This is a genomic window from Nitrospira sp. Nam80 (assembly GCF_965152575.1).
Genome location: NZ_OZ224216.1, coordinates 3,085,417 through 3,101,146, shown reverse-complemented (window position 1 = coordinate 3,101,146; position 15,730 = coordinate 3,085,417). Strand labels below are relative to the sequence as shown.

Below are 15,730 nucleotides of genomic sequence, written 5' to 3'. Positions count from 1 at the left end.
GATGTCGCTGACTAAAGAAGATCGGAAAGCACGGCGAGTCGGTTTGACCTGCCGCCTCTTCTTTTTCGGGGAGGATGATTTTGAGGGAGAGGCTCAGCTTCTGGATTTGTCTTCCACGGGCTGCATGGCGAGGTCAATGGAACCTCTGCAGGTGGGCCGAAAACTGAAGCTGTCCCTTTTCTTGCCGGACGAGCATACGTGGCCGGTCAGGGTTGAGGAAGCCCTCGTGCGTTGGGTGCGAGGCTGTGAATGCGGCATGGAATTCATTGCAATCCGTCCGCCGCATCTACATCGGATCCAACAACTGATCATGAAGAAGAAAAGACGGTGACGTCGAATCCTATCCATGATCGAGGCTTATCGGCCGTGTCCGGTCCCGATTCAGTCTCGCCCTTCGTATTGTAATCGCTGCCGGCGCGTTGCTTTGCATCGACCATTCTCCTACAATTTCGCACACAGTCTCGACGGTGTAGGGCGGAACCGGGTGCGAAGGATCGGACGCAGCGCATGGGTCGAGCCACGGCATGATCGGTTGGATCGGGGAACGAGCCATCGCCGGATACGGCTATCTTGCCTCTCTTGCCACGCTCTCTTCTCAAGCCTTTCTGGATTTCGTGACGCCGGAGCATCACGGGCGGCGCGAATCGTTTGGGGTCATCGGACGGCAGATTCTATTCACGGGCGTCGATGCGCTGCCGGTCACCAGCGTGATCGCATTGTTGCTCGGCATTCTTATTATTACGCAAGCAGGGACGCAGTTGCCTCGGCTGGGCGCGGGCGGACTCGTGGGCACCATCATTGTCGTGGTAGTGGTTCGGGAACTCGGCCCGTTGCTTACGGCCTTCGTCGTCATTGGACGATCGGGAACCGCCATCGCTACTGAATTGGGCAATATGTCCGTCAATCGGGAAATGGTCGCTTTGCGGCTCATGGGCATTCCCGTCAGTCGCTTTGTCGTGATGCCCCGCATGGCGGGCATGATCGTGTCCATGATCTGCCTCACGCTCTATTTCGACCTGGTGGCCATTCTGGGAGGATACTTGGTCGCCAATGTGCAACTGGCGGTGCCTTTTTATGCGTTCGCCGACGGCATCCTGCATGCCCTGAGTTTTACCGACGTGTTGTTGACCGCGATCAAGGGAACGATGTTCGGTGCGGCGGTGGCCTCCGTCTGCTGCCATCACGGGCTGTCCGTTCGATCGTCCTTCACGGAAGTTCCCCAACAAACCACCAAGGCCATGATCAATTCTTTGGTCCTCTGCCTCCTGCTTGACGTTTGTCTGACCATTCCGGTGTATCTATGAAGGATGAAGCTCTTGTACTGGATCAGGTAAGCGGTGAGATGGAAGGGAATGGACGGACATTCTCAATTGACCTCCGAGTACCGGTCGGTGAACTTCTACTGGTGATGGGACCGAGCAGGTCCGGAAAAAGCCTGTTGGTGGAATTATGCGCGGGGCTCCTACATCCGGAAAGCGGCCGTGTCATCGTCTTCGGGTCCGATTGGAGCTCATTATGCGGTGTGGAGCGGACCGCGATGCGCCTCCGCATCGGGACGGTTCTCCAACAGCCAGGGCTGCTGAACAATATGACGGTTTACAATAATATCGCGCTTCCGTTGCGGTACCATCGAAGCGCGGTCAGAGAAACGGAGCGCCATGCCGCCGTCATGGCCGAGCTGGAGGCGTTCCGATTGGCCGGAGTGCGCAATCGATTTCCGGCTCAGCTGACGCTCGGAGAAGCGCGTTGCGCGGCGATTGCGCGAGCCATGATCTTGGAGCCGGATATGCTGCTCTTGGACGATGCGGCCGGGGGTCTCGACGCAGACATGCTGTCGCTGCTCGCTCTCTCTCTCGACCAATGCCGGCGTAAGCGCGCCGTGACCGTTGTAGCCACGCTGCGCACGCCGTCCGTGATGCTGGATCGGGCGGATCGGGTGGCGCTGCTGCGTGGAGGCCGGCTCGAGGCCGTCGGGCCGCGTGAAGCCGTTCGTCAGGAAGCCTGCGCCTCTATGAAAACGTATCTCATCTAAGGTAGGGGAATGCGATGAAGATGCATTATTCCCATCAATTGCCTGCGAATCGAATCGCCCAGATTGTGGGGACCTTTATTCTTGTGCCGCTCTTTGTGTTAATCATGGCCGGCGTCTTCATGGCGAAAACGGAACATGTGTTCGAGCGGAAGTATACCTTGAAAGCCAGCCTGAGCAAATCGTACGGCCTCGAGCCCGGTGCTCCGGTCGTCGTGTCCGGCATCCGGATTGGTCGGGTGGAGCGGGTGGATCTCAATGAGCGGGGGACCGTTGATGTGATCCTGCGCCTGTTGCTGCGGCATCAGAATATGGTGAAGGAGAACTCCGAACTGTCTCTGACCAAGAGCGGCATTGTGGTGGGGCAGACACAGGTGGACATCGCGGGGGGGACGGCACACAGCGCGGCCCTTCGGGACGGCGACACCATGAAAGTCGTTGAGCCCAAGGACATCGGAGAGATGATCAATGAGATTCAACCGGTCTTGGCCGCCGTCAAACAAACCTTGCTCCGAGTGGATACGATTACGCAGGATCTGCAGAATACCGTGAAGACGGGCGGACATGCCCTGGAACAGGTCGCCGTGGCCACGCGCGATCTGCCCGCGCTGATGGCCTCTGTTCAGCGGACCGTCGCGTCCGTTGAAGGGACCGCGGCGTCGCTACCGGACATGACCGGATCGGTGAAGCGGACGCTCGGCGTGATGGACCGCGTGACGGTCGATGTCCAGCAGGCTACAATGAAACTCCCAATCATCATTGATTCGACGGAGGATGTCTTGCACAGCGTGAAGACCCTCACGGCGTCGGTGAGTGAGATGAATCAAGAATTGCTTCCAGCGGTCCGGACGGCGCACCAGGCATTGGCGGATGTGTCTCTGTTGCTTCGCGGGGCGAAGAATACGTTTCCGTTCAATCGGTTTGTTCAGAATGCTGGCCCCTCCCCGGCGGTTGCCCACGGACTGGCGCTGGACAGCCTCCGCGCCGACCGTCCTGATCGGTGAACCGCACGACCTTCATAGCCATCGCCCTGGCGACGTGTCTGTCCGGATTCCTGACCGTGGGCTGCGCCGGCCCATCTTCAATCCCGCCTACGCCTCAGAGAGGAGCCCTGTCGCTTCAAGTCGACGCTCTTCAGGAGCAAGGGAGTCGATGGCGCGTCGAGGGAAATCGAGCCCGAGCGCGGCAATCTTTCGAGCAGGCTAAGGTGGTCGCCGAGAGCATCGACGACAGGCCGGCGCTGGCCGATATTTTTCATGACCTGGGCGGCTTGGCGTTGGATGACGGCTTGGTTTCTCAATCCATCCTGTTGCATCGCCGAGGGCTCGATCTGGCGGAACAGCTTGGAGACACAAACCGTATCATGGCGAGTCTCGGTGCCTTAGCGGCAGTGGAAGATCGTGCAGGTCACACAGAGGCGGCCGAATCCTTGTATGGCCGAGCCATGACATTGGCCCGGCAACAGCGGGATCGCGGAGCGCAGGCGGTCTTATTGAACAATCTGGGGCTGATGCGCCAGAGGAAGGGCGACGTCGAAGCGGCACGAGAGGCCTATCGCCAGGCGAGCGAAATGAACCGGGAATTGGGCCATGGGGAGGCCGAAGCGAGCAACCATGTCAATCTCGGCCTGCTTGCGGAGGCGCAGGAAGACTTTGCACAGGCCGATCGGGAGTTCGCGCGCGCGTTGGAATTGGACAAACAAGTCGAGAATCGACGAGGCATCGCGGCAGATCTTGCGAGCCTCGGGCGTGTGGCGGTCCGGCGCGGATTTACCGAAGCCGGGCTCCGGTATATGGACCGAGCTTATCGGAGCTATGCCGCTCAGGGGGACGGCAATCGGGCGCTGGAAGCGTTATCGAAAGCGGTGGAACTGGCCAGGAAGTTAAACAGGCTCGATGAAGTGGAACGTTACGAGTCCGAGTTGATGTCCCAGAAAAGTAGGCCGGCCCTCCGGTAAATCGACGGCCGCACGCGAGGAAACTCAGCGTCCCGCGCGACGATGGCGTTTATTTGATGGCGACGGCTTTGACCTCCTTATACGTCGTTTGTCCTTTCAGCACCTTGTCGATTCCGTCCTGCACCAGGGTCGTCATGCCTTCGCTGAGCGCCAACGCGAGCATCTCTTCCGTTTTGGCCTTGGCTTGAATAAGCCGCTTCATGCGATCGGTCCCGAGCAGCAGTTCGTGGAGCGCTACCCGGCCCTTCAGGCCGGTGCGATTGCATGCGTCACAGCCTTTTCCGCGATAGAGTCGGAAATTGCCGTCGAACCTGACGCCCAATTTGTCCCAGTATTCGGGCCCGTACCCCATTCGCAGCTCATCGTACTCTTCCTGCGAGCCAGGATAGGCTTCTTTGCAGTCCTTGCAAATCCGCCGCGCCAGCCGTTGCGCGAGGACCCCCAACATGGCATCGGCAAAACTGAATGAGTCGCATCCCATATCCAGCAAGCGGGTCACGGTCTCAACTGCGCTGTTGGTATGAAGCGTGCTCAGGACCAAGTGACCCGTGAGTGACGCTTCAATACCGGTATCGGCGGTTTCCTTGTCCCGCATTTCGCCGACCATGATGACGTCGGGGTCCGCCCGCAAAAACGCCCGCATCGCGGCGGCGAAGGTAAAGCCGATCTTCGCATGGACCTGAACCTGCCGAAGTCCGTATTGGGTGATCTCGACCGGGTCTTCGGCGGTCCAGATTTTGATGTCCGGCGTATTGATTGATCCGAGGACCGAATGGAGCGTGGTTGTCTTGCCGGAACCGGTCGGTCCCACGCATAGGATGATGCCGTATGGCTTGTCCGCAATATTCTGAAGCTCGCGGAGGTTACGGTCGGAAAAACCCATTTTGTCGAGCGGCAACGGCTCGCTTGCCGCCAGAATCCGCATGACCACGTCTTCGTTATAGCCCGCGGTCGGAATCGTCGCGACCCGCAGTTCGATCTCCTTGTTTTCTCCGAGCTTGAACTTGATCTTGCCGTCCTGCGGCTTTCGCCGCTCGGCGATGTCCAGGCTGGCCATGATCTTGAGCCGGGACACGATGGCGCGCCGGTAACTGGACGGGATCTTCATGTACTCGAAACAATTGCCGTCGACTCGAAACCGCACGAGCGTATCGCGCTTTTCGCCATAGGGCTCGATATGGATGTCGGAGCTGCCTTGCCGGAAGGCGTCCGCGATAATCTGGTTGGCGAGCCGGACGATGGCGCTGTCGTTTTCATCGAGGCCCGCGCTTGCGGCCTCTTCCTGCGCCTCCAACTGGGACTCGTTCACCAAATCGCCGAGAATATCAGAGACGTTCTCGTTGAGTTTGGCCGTCGCTTCCGGCTGGCCGGTTGAGGCGGCGAGAAATTGGGCGATATCCTTTCGGAGGCTCACGGCGAACCGAATGTTCAACCCGGGAAACGTCCGTTTGATATCCTGCACCCGGTCGAGATCGCCTGGGTCGTCGGTCAGGATCTCGATGGCGGATCGATCGCGTTTCAGCGGCATCCAATGATTTTTCTTGAGGTAGTCGATGTTGAGATTCTTGAGGAGCTCGATATCGACTATCGTGCGATCACTGAACTCGATGTAGGGGCACTTGTGGTATTGGGCCAGTGATTTCCCCAAATCGGCCTTGACGACTTTGTACTTTTCAATGAGAAGGCTCTCGAGATCCGTGACGCCTTTCCGGGATTCCGCCACCGCATTGTCCAGATCCTGCTGCAGGATCTTCTGATTGGACACGAGATAGTCGAACTTTGAAGGGGCTTTTTTCGATGTTTTGCGGAGATTGTGGAAGGCCGTACCGAGCGCCTTGGCGATTTCAGCAACCGATTCTTCGTCTTTGCGGGTGAACCGGCCCCCGCTCTTCTTATTGAGTAGCTGAATCACACCCATGAGATATTTGTTGTCGGCGACGATCGGGTAGGTCAGCACCTGCTTGGTCTTGAAGCCCGTCTTTTTGTCATACGCGGTGTCATGAAGCAAGGACGGATGCACGGCGCTCAATTCGACCTGGCTGTAGGCATCGGCAATGTTCACGGGACGCAGATATTTGGCGCAGAAGCCGGCGAGGCTCTGCTCGGTGATCGGGATGCGGACCTCTTGGACCGTATCCAGGTGTGGAACTTTTGAAAAGATTTCCTTTTTTTCCGTATCGACGGCGAATAGCGTCAGATCTTCCGCGTCGAACAAACTCAGGATATCCCGGTGGAGGTCGAGGAGAATCTGATCGATGTCGCTGGCCGTTTGGATCTGATTTTTGATCCGCTTGACATGCTCGGCGAATTCCGCCTTTTGTTGGGAATCGGGTAGGCTAGATCCGGTCGTCTTGACGAGCATGCCGACTCTCCATGAAGGTAAGGGCCGATAGCAGCATGGATGTGAAAAGGGGAGCGGGCTCGGGTTCGTTGCAATTGGACTGCCGCTCAGGGATCAGTCTAGCGCAAGAGGCGGGCAAGGCAAGGAAAACTCCGTTTCTGAGCGGCTTTTACCGGTATGCTTTCCGCCGCCGATCGAATCGGGAGGCAAGCATCAAGCATGAGTAAATGAGAGGAGAACGCTACGAAGAATGCTGGGGAGCCAATCCGAGGACTTCCCGAATCGCCGCGACCGCCTCGTTCGGATCCAGACGAGTGGTCTGCCCGGTTTTCCGCGCTTTCAACTCCACCACACCTTGGGCAAGGCCCTTGTCGCCGAGGACCAGATGAAGCGGGGCGCCGATCAGATCAGCGTCGTTAAACTTCACACCGGCCCGTTCATCGCGATCATCCCAGAGGACTTCGATGCCGGCCGCGCCGAGGGAATCATATAGTCGGCCTGCCAGCTCCAACACCTGCTGGGACTGGCCGAGCGGGATAAGCTGAACATGAAATGGAGCGATGGGAAGCGGCCAGATAATGCCTTTCGTATCGTGGTTTTGTTCAATCGATGCGGCTGCTGTCCGGCCGATTCCGATGCCGTAACAGCCCATGACCGCCTGTTGCTCGCGGCCCTGCGCATCGAGGAATGTCGCAGACATGGCCTGGCTATACTTGGTTCCCAACATGAACACATGGCCCACTTCAATGCCTTTGGCAACCCGCAAGGTTCCGTCGCCGCGGGGTGAGAGATCGCCTGCTTTGGCGTTGCGAAGATCACCGAAGTGGTCGACGCTGAAATCCCGGTCGATATTGGCATCGATAAAGTGAGTGTCCGCCTTGTTGGCGCCGACCACGAAATTGCGCATAGGCCTCACGGCCTGATCCGCGATAATTCTGATCCCTTTTAGCCCCACTGGTCCGGCAAAGCCGACAGGGGCTCCGGTCAGCGCCTGAAGTTTTTCAGGACCGGCTAGCACCAAGTCGGTGGTGTGGAGCAGTCGCTTCATCTTGATCTCGTTGACCTCGTGATCGCCGCGGACCAACACCGCCACGTCTTCGCGGTCGGTCGTATAGAGGAGGGTCTTAACGAGCCGGCGAGGGCTGATCTTCAAAAACTCCGTCACGTCCTCCACCGTTCGACGGTCTGGCGTAGTGACCGTGCCGATCGGACGCATGGGGGATTGGTCAATTTCGGTCGGAGCAGCCACCTCGGCGCGCTCCACATTGGCGGCGTAGCTGCCGGTTTCACTGTAGACGACGGTCTCCTCGCCCGTGTCCGCCAACACCATGAATTCATGGGATGAGCTTCCACCGATCAGGCCGGTGTCCGCCTCGACCGGACGAAAGGTCAAACCGCACCGCGAGAAAATGTGATTGTACGCGTCGTACATTTTCTGGTAGCTGATTCTGGCTCCCGCCTCGTCCGCGTCAAAACTATAGGCGTCCTTCATAATGAACTCGCGTCCCCGCATCAGGCCGAAGCGGGGACGGATTTCATCGCGGAATTTGGTTTGGATCTGATAAAAGTTCAACGGAAGTTGCCGGTAGGAACGGACCTCCCGGCGAAACAGGTCGGTAATGACCTCTTCGTGCGTCGGTCCCAGGCAGAAATCGCGATCGTGGCGATCCTTGAGCCGGAATAATTCTTTCCCGTAATAATCCCACCGTCCGGTCTCCCGCCAGAGTTCCGCCGGCGAGGCGATGGGCATTAAGAGCTCCTGGGCGCCGGCCCGGTTCATCTCCTCGCGTACGATTTGTTCGATCTTGCGGATCACGCGCAGGCCGAGCGGAAGATAGGTGTAGATGCCGGCCGCGACTTTGCGGATCATCCCGGCCCGAAGCATCAGCCTGTGGCTGACCGTTTCGGCTTCTCCGGGATCTTCGCGCAGCGTGGGAATGAGGATTTGGGAGGTGCGCATGCCGGGCTAACGGGAAAACAATCGCTCAAGGTCATTCCAAAACGCAAAGATCATGATGCCGACCAGCAAGACCAGCCCGACCTGTTGCGCCAGCTCCCGTTGCCGCTCTCCCAGCGGCTTTCGGAGGATCGCCTCGATGAGAAAGAAAAAGAGATGCCCGCCGTCGAGAATCGGAATCGGCAACAGATTCAGCACGCCCAAATTGATACTGAGGATGGCGATGAGGAACACCACGCTGGATGCGCCTTGAGACGCAGCTTCTCCTGAGATATTGGCAATCGTCAAAGGCCCGCCGATATTCTTGCTGGAAATATCGCCCACAATCATTTTGTAAATGCCGACGGCCGTCAGTTCAGTCCAGCCCCATGTGGCCTCCAATCCGTGATACAGAGAAAACAGAGGGCTCGACGCTTTGACCAGTGAGCGGCCTGGACCCGAAATGCCGATTTTTCCGACCTCGATGGACTTGCCGTTCACGACGGCATGATCGGAAGCGGGGGTGATGGTGAGGACTATCGGAGAGCCGTCGCGCAACACCGAAAATCGAAGCGGCCGATTAGCGCTTTCCTTCACGATCGTCGTCATTTCCGACCATGTTTGAATCGGCTTGTCCTCAATGGCGACGACGCGATCCGCTTCCTTGATGCCGCCGTGTGCGGCCGGTGAGCCGTTCAAAACCGCCGTCACCACAGGCGGCGGCTCTTCTACGCCCAGGTAATAAGCGACCTCCTTGGCGGCCGGATTCTGGCCGGGAAGCGGCGCCGGCGTGATAAGGACCGTTTTGATCTGCCCGTTTCGCTTGAGGTCCAGGGTCAGCTGCTTGCCTCGGCTTTTCTCGACGGTATCGAGAAGTTCTGTCTTGGTGGAGATATCTTTTTCATTCACCCGGATGATTCGATCGCCAACCTTCAATCCGGCCTTCTCCGCCGGCGAATTGGCCATGAGGGCTTCCACATCCGGGCTCAAATCACGAAAGGTCGGCACGAAGAGAGGCGAGCCGGTGGCGAGCCAGCCGGTAAAAATCAAATACGCCAAAATGAAGTTGAATCCCGGCCCGGCCGCAACGATCAGCGTCTTGCCCCAGAGCGATTGATGGGCGAATGAGCGTCGTTGGTCCTCCGGACTCGAGGCTTCTTGTTCGTCTTCACCGTACAACTTCACATAGCCGCCCAACGGAACGGCGGATAAGAGGTATTCGGTTTCACCGACCTGCCGGCCAAAGAGCTTCGGACCGAAGCCCAAAGAAAATTTCAGCACCTTGACACCGACCCATCGCGCGGCCAGGAAGTGGCCCAGTTCATGAAAGGCCACGAGGACGCCGAGGACGATCAGGAACCACCAGGCTTTTTGAAGGAGCAGCCAGACTGAATCGGGAGACCAAGTCAACGCGTTGAACACAGTATGTACTCCTTGTGCGGCTGATTAGCGAGCCAGTGCATGGACCAAAGACTCGGCTTTTACGCGCGCGGATCGATCGGCTTCCAATGCGACTTCGAGGCTGTCGATCTGCCTAGGAAGATGGGCATCCATCGTGGAGCGAATGATGTCTGGAATATCGACGAACCTGATCCCTCCGTGAAGAAAGGCGTCAACCGCGATTTCGTTGGCGGCATTCATCGTTGCCGGCATGGTGCCTCCGATCACGAGCGCCTCGTACCCGAGTTGGAGACAAGGAAATCGATCGTGATCCGGCTTGAAGAAGGTCAGCCGGCCGATTTCGGCCAAATCGAGCGACGGGAGATCGAGTGGCATTCGTTCCGGATATCGCATCGCATAAGAAATCGGTGTCCGCATATCGGGAAGCCCGAGCTGGGCGATTACCGATCGATCATTATATTCTACCAGAGAGTGAATGATGCTTTCGCGGTGAATCAGCACTTCGATGCGCTGCTCGGGCACATCAAAGAGCCATCGGGCCTCAATCACTTCGAGGCCTTTGTTCATCAGCGAGGCAGAATCGATCGTAATCTTCGCTCCCATTTTCCAGTTTGGATGCTGGAGGGCCCGTTCGGGAGTGACATCGCGGAGTTGCGCCGCGGGAAAGTCCCACAAGGGCCCTCCTGACGCCGTCAGAATGATGCGTTGGACATCGTTGCGGCGATGGCCGACCAGCGACTGGAAGACGGCGCTATGTTCGCTGTCAACCGGAAGAATTGCGATGCCCCGCTGACGGGCTTCGTCCTGCATCAGTTTGCCGGCCATGACCATCGGTTCCTTGTTGGCCAAGGCGATGGTTTTCCCTGATTTGATCGCCGAGAGGGTGGGCACCAACCCGGCCGCCCCGACAATGGCTGAAATAACCAAATCGGCTGTGGAGGCTCTCGCCACCTCGGCAATGCCTTCCTGCCCGCCGAGGACCTCGACGCCCAGGCCGGCGCACCGCCGGCGCAGCTTGTCCGCCGCAGCGTGATCGGATAGCGCGGCCATGCGAGGCCGGTACTTGCGGATCTGCTCTTCGAGCTTCTCATCGTTCGACCCGGCCGTGAGTCCCGCGACGGCAAACTCCTCCGGAAAACGCTCGACAATATCCAAGGTGTTGGAACCGATGGAGCCGGTGGAGCCAAGAATGACGATGGATTTCATTGCAATCCTTACAATAGAGCTAATACGTGTTCGATTCAACTTCCTTTGAGGAGAACGACATAGTAGTAGAAGCAAGGGCCCGTGAACAAGAGACTATCAAGACGGTCCAACATTCCTCCATGTCCGGGAATCAATGAGCCAGAGTCCTTTTGATGGACGCTGCGTTTGATGGCGGATTCTGCCAGATCCCCCAGCAAACCGGCCGCTGTCAGCAGAATGGCCAGGATAACGGCATCCGTCAACGTCAGCAAAGGAAGGAACCAGAGGCGTGACGCGAGGGCGACGAGCAACGCCAAGACCGCTCCGCCGATCAGTCCCTCCACGGTTTTTTTCGGGCTGATGCTGGGGGCCAGCGCATGACGTCCCAACGTTTTCCCCGAGATATATGCTCCGGTATCGCCTGCCCATGTCACCAAAATGACAAAAAATACCAGGAATTCTCCGTGAGGCAGCGCGCGCGTCAGAAGCAAACAGCTCAATGTCAGGCCGACGTAGATGACGCCTGCGACTAAGATGGCGCTCTGCAGTACGGCGCGGTGTAAATCGAGACGGGCAATCAACGGCAAGCAGGCGGCGGTCAGCATGGTGAGTAGCAGGACCAGCCGATCGGACAGGAGATCGGGCCATTGCATGCTGGATAAGAGCATGGCCGTGGCCGTGCATCCGACTCCCATCCCAAGAGGCCATCGCGGCTCGGAGAAGAACAGCCGGTAGAATTCTCCCACGGCCAGCAATGCGGCTGCGGTTACCAAACCAAAGAAGGCGACCGGAGGGAGATAGCGGACCAGGACATAAAAGAGCGGTGCAAACAACAGGGTCGCTAGGACACGGCGCACCGCCTCCCGGCTGCCGGACGTTGTCCCGCCGGGCTCTGTCTCCGCAACGCGGCATCCGAAGGCTCCCGGTTTCACAATGTGACTTACGACGAGACGGTCGTGAAGACTCGGCCGAATCGCCGTTCACGACGCTGGTATTCGAGCAAGGCCATGAGTGTTTCGCGTTTGCGAAAATCCGGCCACAGGGTGGGCGTGAAGTACAATTCCGTATAAGCGAGTTGCCACAGCAGAAAATTACTGATCCGCGCCTCTCCGCTGGTACGGATCAGGAGATCGGGATCGGGGAGATCATGCGTGTAGAGCGCCTGCTGGAGGGACGTTTCGTCGATCTGTTCGGGATACAGTGTACCTTCTTTCGCGCGCTGAGCGAGCCGTCGGGCGGCGTCGACGATTTCAGCCCTTCCCCCATAGCTGAGCGCCACGGCGAGAATCAATCGATCAAGATGTGCCGTCTCCTGTTCGGTCGTCCGTACCCATTGCAACGCCGTCGGCGGCAGGGAGTCAACTCGGCCGATGGCCTTGAATCGGACCCCTTGTTCGATGAGGCTCGAACGTTCGGTGGAGAGATAGTGCTCCAGCAGGCCCATAAGGGCGCTGATTTCTTGCGGAGGCCGGTTCCAATTTTCCTGGGAGAAGGCATAGATCGTGAGGACTTTGATGCCCAATTCCAGGCACAGTGAAATCAGTTCGCGAACCGACTTGATGCCTTCCTGGTGGCCGGCGATCCGGGGAAGTCCCCGCAGTTCCGCCCATCGTCCATTGCCGTCCATAATGACCGCCAGGTGCTTGGGGAGGAGATCCGCATCTAGTTTTGATAGGAGATCGGAGTCTGAGGAATGCTCAGCTTCGCTCGATCGAGAATGCGTCATGGACCGGATTCACTACCCTTTCGCAGAAATCTTCGGAAGGTGAGGCCAGTCTACTGACGGGGTCTCGAAAAGTCAAACACCTTTCCTGTTTTTTCCTTTGTATTGCCGCGGGTTGAGCGCTCAGCGCATTGCGCGGCGAGAATTGAATGCGTTATACTCGGTTTTCGCATCCGCCGTATTGATCATCGAAAAAGGATCCTATGTCGTTGCAGGAAACGGGCGCATTGGCACAGTTTGGTCTTTCAGAAGCGGAAGTGGCGCGCGCGCTTGGACGGGTCAAGGTCCGGGATGTGGATTACGCCGACCTCTACTTCGAATATTGCCAGACCGATTCGGTTTCCATGGAAGAAGGGCTGGTCAAGCGGGCGACCAAGAATGTCGGCCAAGGGGTGGGGGTTCGCGCCATCGCCGGTGAAAAGACTGGATTCGCCTACTCCGATGAATTGACTAAGCGGGATTTGGAAATCGCCGCGGATACCGCTCGGTACATCGCCAGCTCGCCCCAGGGGGAGGCGCTGATTTCGGTCACCCATCGGTCGGGCCCGCCGCGTGATCTCTATCCGCATGAACGCCGGCAAATCGAGGTCCCGACGCCCGAGCGGGTTGCTCTGCTGAATGCGATTGATGCCGAAGCGCGGCGGTATGATCCGCGTATCAAAAATGTCATGGCTTCCTTTAATACCGAATACAAGATCGTCGTCGTCGCGACATCCGACGGGCGGGTCGTCAGCGACGTGCAGCCGCTTTCCCGCTTGCAAGTCACGTGCATTGCAGAAGAAAACGGCAATCGGCAAATCGGGACCTTCGGCGGCGGGGGCCGGGCCGGGTTGGAGTATTTTCAAGAGAATGCCCGCTATCTGCATTTCGCGCGGCAGGCGGCGCGGGAAGCCGTCTTGAATCTGAGCGCCGTGGATGCGCCTGCCGGTATCATGCCGGTCGTGTTGGGAGGCGGTTGGCCGGGCATTTTGCTGCACGAGGCAATCGGGCACGGACTTGAAGCGGATTTCAATCGAAAGAAGACCTCCGCCTTTTCGAACCTGCTGGGCAAGAGAGTGGCCTCGGATGTCTGCACTATCGTGGATGACGGGACACTTCCGTTTCGGCGGGGCTCTCTGAATATGGATGATGAAGGGACCGCGACCGGCAGGACGGTCCTGATTGAACAAGGCATCCTGCGCGCCTACATCACTGACAAGTTGAACGCGCGGTTGATGGGAATCCCGCTCACCGGCAACGGCAGGCGGGAGAGTTATCAGAGCGTGGTGCTGCCTCGAATGACCAATACGTTCATGCTGGCGGGGGAATCGGATCCTGCGGACATTATCCGGTCGGTCAAGCGAGGTCTCTTCGCCGTCTCGTTCGGCGGCGGGCAGGTGGATATCACGAATGGGAAATTCGTGTTCTCCGCCAGCGAGGCCTATCTGATCGAAGATGGGCACGTCACGCGGCCGGTGAAAGGTGCGACCCTGATCGGCAACGGTCCGGAGATTCTGACCAAGGTCTCCATGGTCGGGCATGACCTCAAATTGGATGAAGGAATCGGGACGTGTGGAAAAGAAGGACAATCGGTTCCGGTCGGCGTCGGATTGCCCACGATCCGAATCGATGAAATCACCGTCGGCGGGACTCAGGCGTGACAGTATGCTGGTGACCAGCGAAGATTCCTCCTATATTAATCTTGCTCAGGATCTCCTCGCGCGGGCGAAGCAATGCGGAGCGGATGAAGCCGACGTGATCGTCGCGAACGGGGAGACCCTGTCGGTCCAAGTGCGCATGGGCGCCGTAGATCGGCTCACCAAGGCGAGGGAGAAACGACTGGGGCTGCGTGTATTTTTCGGCAAACGGTCGGCCAGCGCTTCCACCTCCGATTTCGCCCAATCCGCGTTGAAGCAATTCGTCGAGGAGACCTGTGCCTTGGCCAAGGCGGTGGTCGAGGATGGGGTGTCCGGTTTGCCCGATCGGGACCAGATGGCGGTGGACCGGCCGGAATTGGACATCTACGATTCTACAAGGCTGGAGACGGATCACCAAATCGAGCTGGCGCGGCGTGCGGAGCGGGCGGCGTTCGAGTCCGATCCCCGCATCACCAATTCCGAGGGGGCGGACTGTGATTCGTCGTCCGGACGGGTCATTCTCGGGAATAGTCACGGTTTTATCGGACATTATTCCAGCAGCAGCTTTTCGTTGTCCGTCTCTCCCATCGCCTCGGATCCCGACAGCGGCGCCATGCAGCGCGATTCCTGGTATGGCGTGCAACGGAAATTTGCAAGGCTCGAAGAACCGGAATCAATCGGCCAAGAGGCGGCGCGCCGCACGATCAGGAAGTTGAAGGCCCGTAAAGTCGCCACGTGTACGGCTCCGGTGGTGTTCGATCCGGAAGTGGCGGGGAGTTTGCTGGGCAATCTGTGCAGCGCGGTGTCGGGTTATACCCTTTACAAGCGTGCTTCATTTTTGCTCGACAAGCTGGGGCAGCGGCTCGCCCCTGATTTCGTGACGATCTGCGACGATGGGCGCATGTCTGGTGGACTGGGGTCGCGCCCGTTTGACGGCGAGGGCTTGGCCACGCGAAAGACCACAGTGGTGGAGCGGGGAATCCTCTCCAGTTATTTGCTCGATACCTATTCCGGTCGCAAGCTCGGGTTGGCTTCAACGGGCAATGCGGCACGCAGCGTCGGTGATAGCCCCTCCGTCGGCCCGACCAATTTCTACATGGTGCCCGGTACGGCGACGCCGGAAGCCATCATCGGCTCAATCACGCGCGGACTCTACGTGACCGATTTGATAGGGTTCGGCATCAATATGGTCACGGGCGATTATTCGCGCGGCGCTGCGGGGTTTTGGATCGAGAACGGTGAATTAGCCTATCCGGTTGAAGAGATTACGATCGCCGGCAATCTCAAGCAGATGTTCGCCGGTATTGAGGCGCTGGGCAACGATCTCGTCTTTCGGGGCCGCATCGCCAGTCCGACTATTCAGCTTGCCGAGATGACGATTGCGGGGAATTAGCAGGATCCTGAAAACGTCCCCGGTTCCATGGTCGTCAACTCTGCGCGCTTCTGACCCGGGTCGATGCGCTAATGTGAGCGACTGCCGCGCGTAGGGTCCCCTGTCTACCGGCTGATTGATCGATCTCCATGGCCTCTAAGAGGTGATAC

13 protein-coding genes are annotated in these 15,730 nt (G+C 58.4%); 7 read left to right on the top strand and 6 right to left on the bottom strand.

The window, feature by feature from the left end; all coding sequences use genetic code 11:
• Position 1: 1 nt before the first annotated feature.
• The 5 genes from ACWGXE_RS14500 (at position 2) to ACWGXE_RS14480 (ending at position 3,986) form a co-directional block, all read left to right on the top strand.
• Complete coding sequence (locus ACWGXE_RS14500; protein ID WP_447598573.1) at positions 2-331, top strand: PilZ domain-containing protein; 330 nt, start codon at positions 2-4, stop codon at positions 329-331.
• 193 nt (positions 332-524) lie between these two features.
• Entirely contained in the window at positions 525-1,304 is a 780-nt protein-coding gene (locus tag ACWGXE_RS14495; protein WP_447598572.1) for an ABC transporter permease, read from the top strand.
• Positions 1,301-2,032 carry an ATP-binding cassette domain-containing protein gene (locus ACWGXE_RS14490; RefSeq protein WP_447598571.1) on the top strand — a complete coding sequence of 244 codons (732 nt, stop codon included), beginning with the start codon at positions 1,301-1,303 and terminating at the stop codon, positions 2,030-2,032. The genes ACWGXE_RS14495 and ACWGXE_RS14490 overlap by 4 nt, the downstream gene beginning before the upstream one ends.
• Before the next feature lie 14 nt (positions 2,033-2,046).
• Positions 2,047-3,033: an MlaD family protein gene (locus ACWGXE_RS14485; RefSeq protein ID WP_447598570.1), complete on the top strand. Its 987-nt coding sequence runs from the start codon at positions 2,047-2,049 to the stop codon at positions 3,031-3,033.
• Positions 3,030-3,986, top strand: a complete 957-nt coding sequence (locus ACWGXE_RS14480; protein WP_447598569.1) for a tetratricopeptide repeat protein — start codon at positions 3,030-3,032, stop codon at positions 3,984-3,986. Before ACWGXE_RS14485 ends, ACWGXE_RS14480 begins: the two co-directional genes overlap by 4 nt.
• 49 nt (positions 3,987-4,035) lie before the next feature.
• Here ACWGXE_RS14480 and ACWGXE_RS14475 read toward each other — a convergent pair whose 3' ends face one another.
• The 6 genes from ACWGXE_RS14475 to ACWGXE_RS14450 form a co-directional block, all read right to left on the bottom strand.
• Entirely contained in the window at positions 4,036-6,348 is a 2,313-nt protein-coding gene (locus tag ACWGXE_RS14475; RefSeq protein WP_447598568.1) for a GspE/PulE family protein, read from the bottom strand.
• 220 nt (positions 6,349-6,568) lie between these two features.
• Positions 6,569-8,287: a proline--tRNA ligase gene (locus tag ACWGXE_RS14470; RefSeq protein WP_447598566.1), complete on the bottom strand. Its 1,719-nt coding sequence runs from the start codon at positions 8,285-8,287 to the stop codon at positions 6,569-6,571.
• A 6-nt stretch (positions 8,288-8,293) separates the two neighbouring features.
• The gene (gene rseP, locus ACWGXE_RS14465; protein ID WP_447598565.1) at positions 8,294-9,685 is read right to left on the bottom strand and encodes an RIP metalloprotease RseP; all 1,392 of its coding nucleotides are present in this window, start codon (positions 9,683-9,685) and stop codon (positions 8,294-8,296) included.
• A gap of 24 nt (positions 9,686-9,709) precedes the next feature.
• Complete coding sequence (locus ACWGXE_RS14460; protein ID WP_447598564.1) at positions 9,710-10,870, bottom strand: 1-deoxy-D-xylulose-5-phosphate reductoisomerase; 1,161 nt, start codon at positions 10,868-10,870, stop codon at positions 9,710-9,712.
• 35 nt (positions 10,871-10,905) lie between these two features.
• The gene (locus tag ACWGXE_RS14455) at positions 10,906-11,781 is read right to left on the bottom strand and encodes a phosphatidate cytidylyltransferase (protein ID WP_447598563.1); all 876 of its coding nucleotides are present in this window, start codon (positions 11,779-11,781) and stop codon (positions 10,906-10,908) included.
• Positions 11,782-11,789: 8 nt separating this feature from the next.
• Positions 11,790-12,575 (bottom strand): isoprenyl transferase, encoded by a 786-nt coding sequence (locus ACWGXE_RS14450; RefSeq protein ID WP_447598562.1) that lies wholly within the window; start codon positions 12,573-12,575, stop codon positions 11,790-11,792.
• A 200-nt stretch (positions 12,576-12,775) separates the two neighbouring features.
• On the opposite strand from ACWGXE_RS14450, the gene tldD reads away from it, so the two are divergent.
• Together tldD and ACWGXE_RS14440 are read left to right on the top strand one after the other, a co-directional pair.
• The gene (gene tldD, locus ACWGXE_RS14445) at positions 12,776-14,212 is read left to right on the top strand and encodes a metalloprotease TldD (RefSeq protein ID WP_447598561.1); all 1,437 of its coding nucleotides are present in this window, start codon (positions 12,776-12,778) and stop codon (positions 14,210-14,212) included.
• Positions 14,181-15,581 (top strand): TldD/PmbA family protein, encoded by a 1,401-nt coding sequence (locus tag ACWGXE_RS14440; protein ID WP_447598560.1) that lies wholly within the window; start codon positions 14,181-14,183, stop codon positions 15,579-15,581. Before tldD ends, ACWGXE_RS14440 begins: the two co-directional genes overlap by 32 nt.
• Positions 15,582-15,730: the final 149 nt, after the last annotated feature.

Coding starts and splice junctions, on each gene's coding strand:
- ACWGXE_RS14475 (WP_447598568.1), bottom strand. CDS start 6,348: ATGCTCGTCAAGACGACCGGATCTAGCCTACCCGATTCCCAACAAAAG.
- tldD (WP_447598561.1), top strand. CDS start 12,776: ATGTCGTTGCAGGAAACGGGCGCATTGGCACAGTTTGGTCTTTCAGAA.
- ACWGXE_RS14470 (WP_447598566.1), bottom strand. CDS start 8,287: ATGCGCACCTCCCAAATCCTCATTCCCACGCTGCGCGAAGATCCCGGA.
- ACWGXE_RS14495 (WP_447598572.1), top strand. CDS start 525: ATGATCGGTTGGATCGGGGAACGAGCCATCGCCGGATACGGCTATCTT.
- ACWGXE_RS14500 (WP_447598573.1), top strand. CDS start 2: ATGTCGCTGACTAAAGAAGATCGGAAAGCACGGCGAGTCGGTTTGACC.
- ACWGXE_RS14485 (WP_447598570.1), top strand. CDS start 2,047: ATGAAGATGCATTATTCCCATCAATTGCCTGCGAATCGAATCGCCCAG.
- ACWGXE_RS14440 (WP_447598560.1), top strand. CDS start 14,181: ATGAAATCACCGTCGGCGGGACTCAGGCGTGACAGTATGCTGGTGACC.
- ACWGXE_RS14460 (WP_447598564.1), bottom strand. CDS start 10,870: ATGAAATCCATCGTCATTCTTGGCTCCACCGGCTCCATCGGTTCCAAC.
- ACWGXE_RS14450 (WP_447598562.1), bottom strand. CDS start 12,575: ATGACGCATTCTCGATCGAGCGAAGCTGAGCATTCCTCAGACTCCGAT.
- ACWGXE_RS14490 (WP_447598571.1), top strand. CDS start 1,301: ATGAAGGATGAAGCTCTTGTACTGGATCAGGTAAGCGGTGAGATGGAA.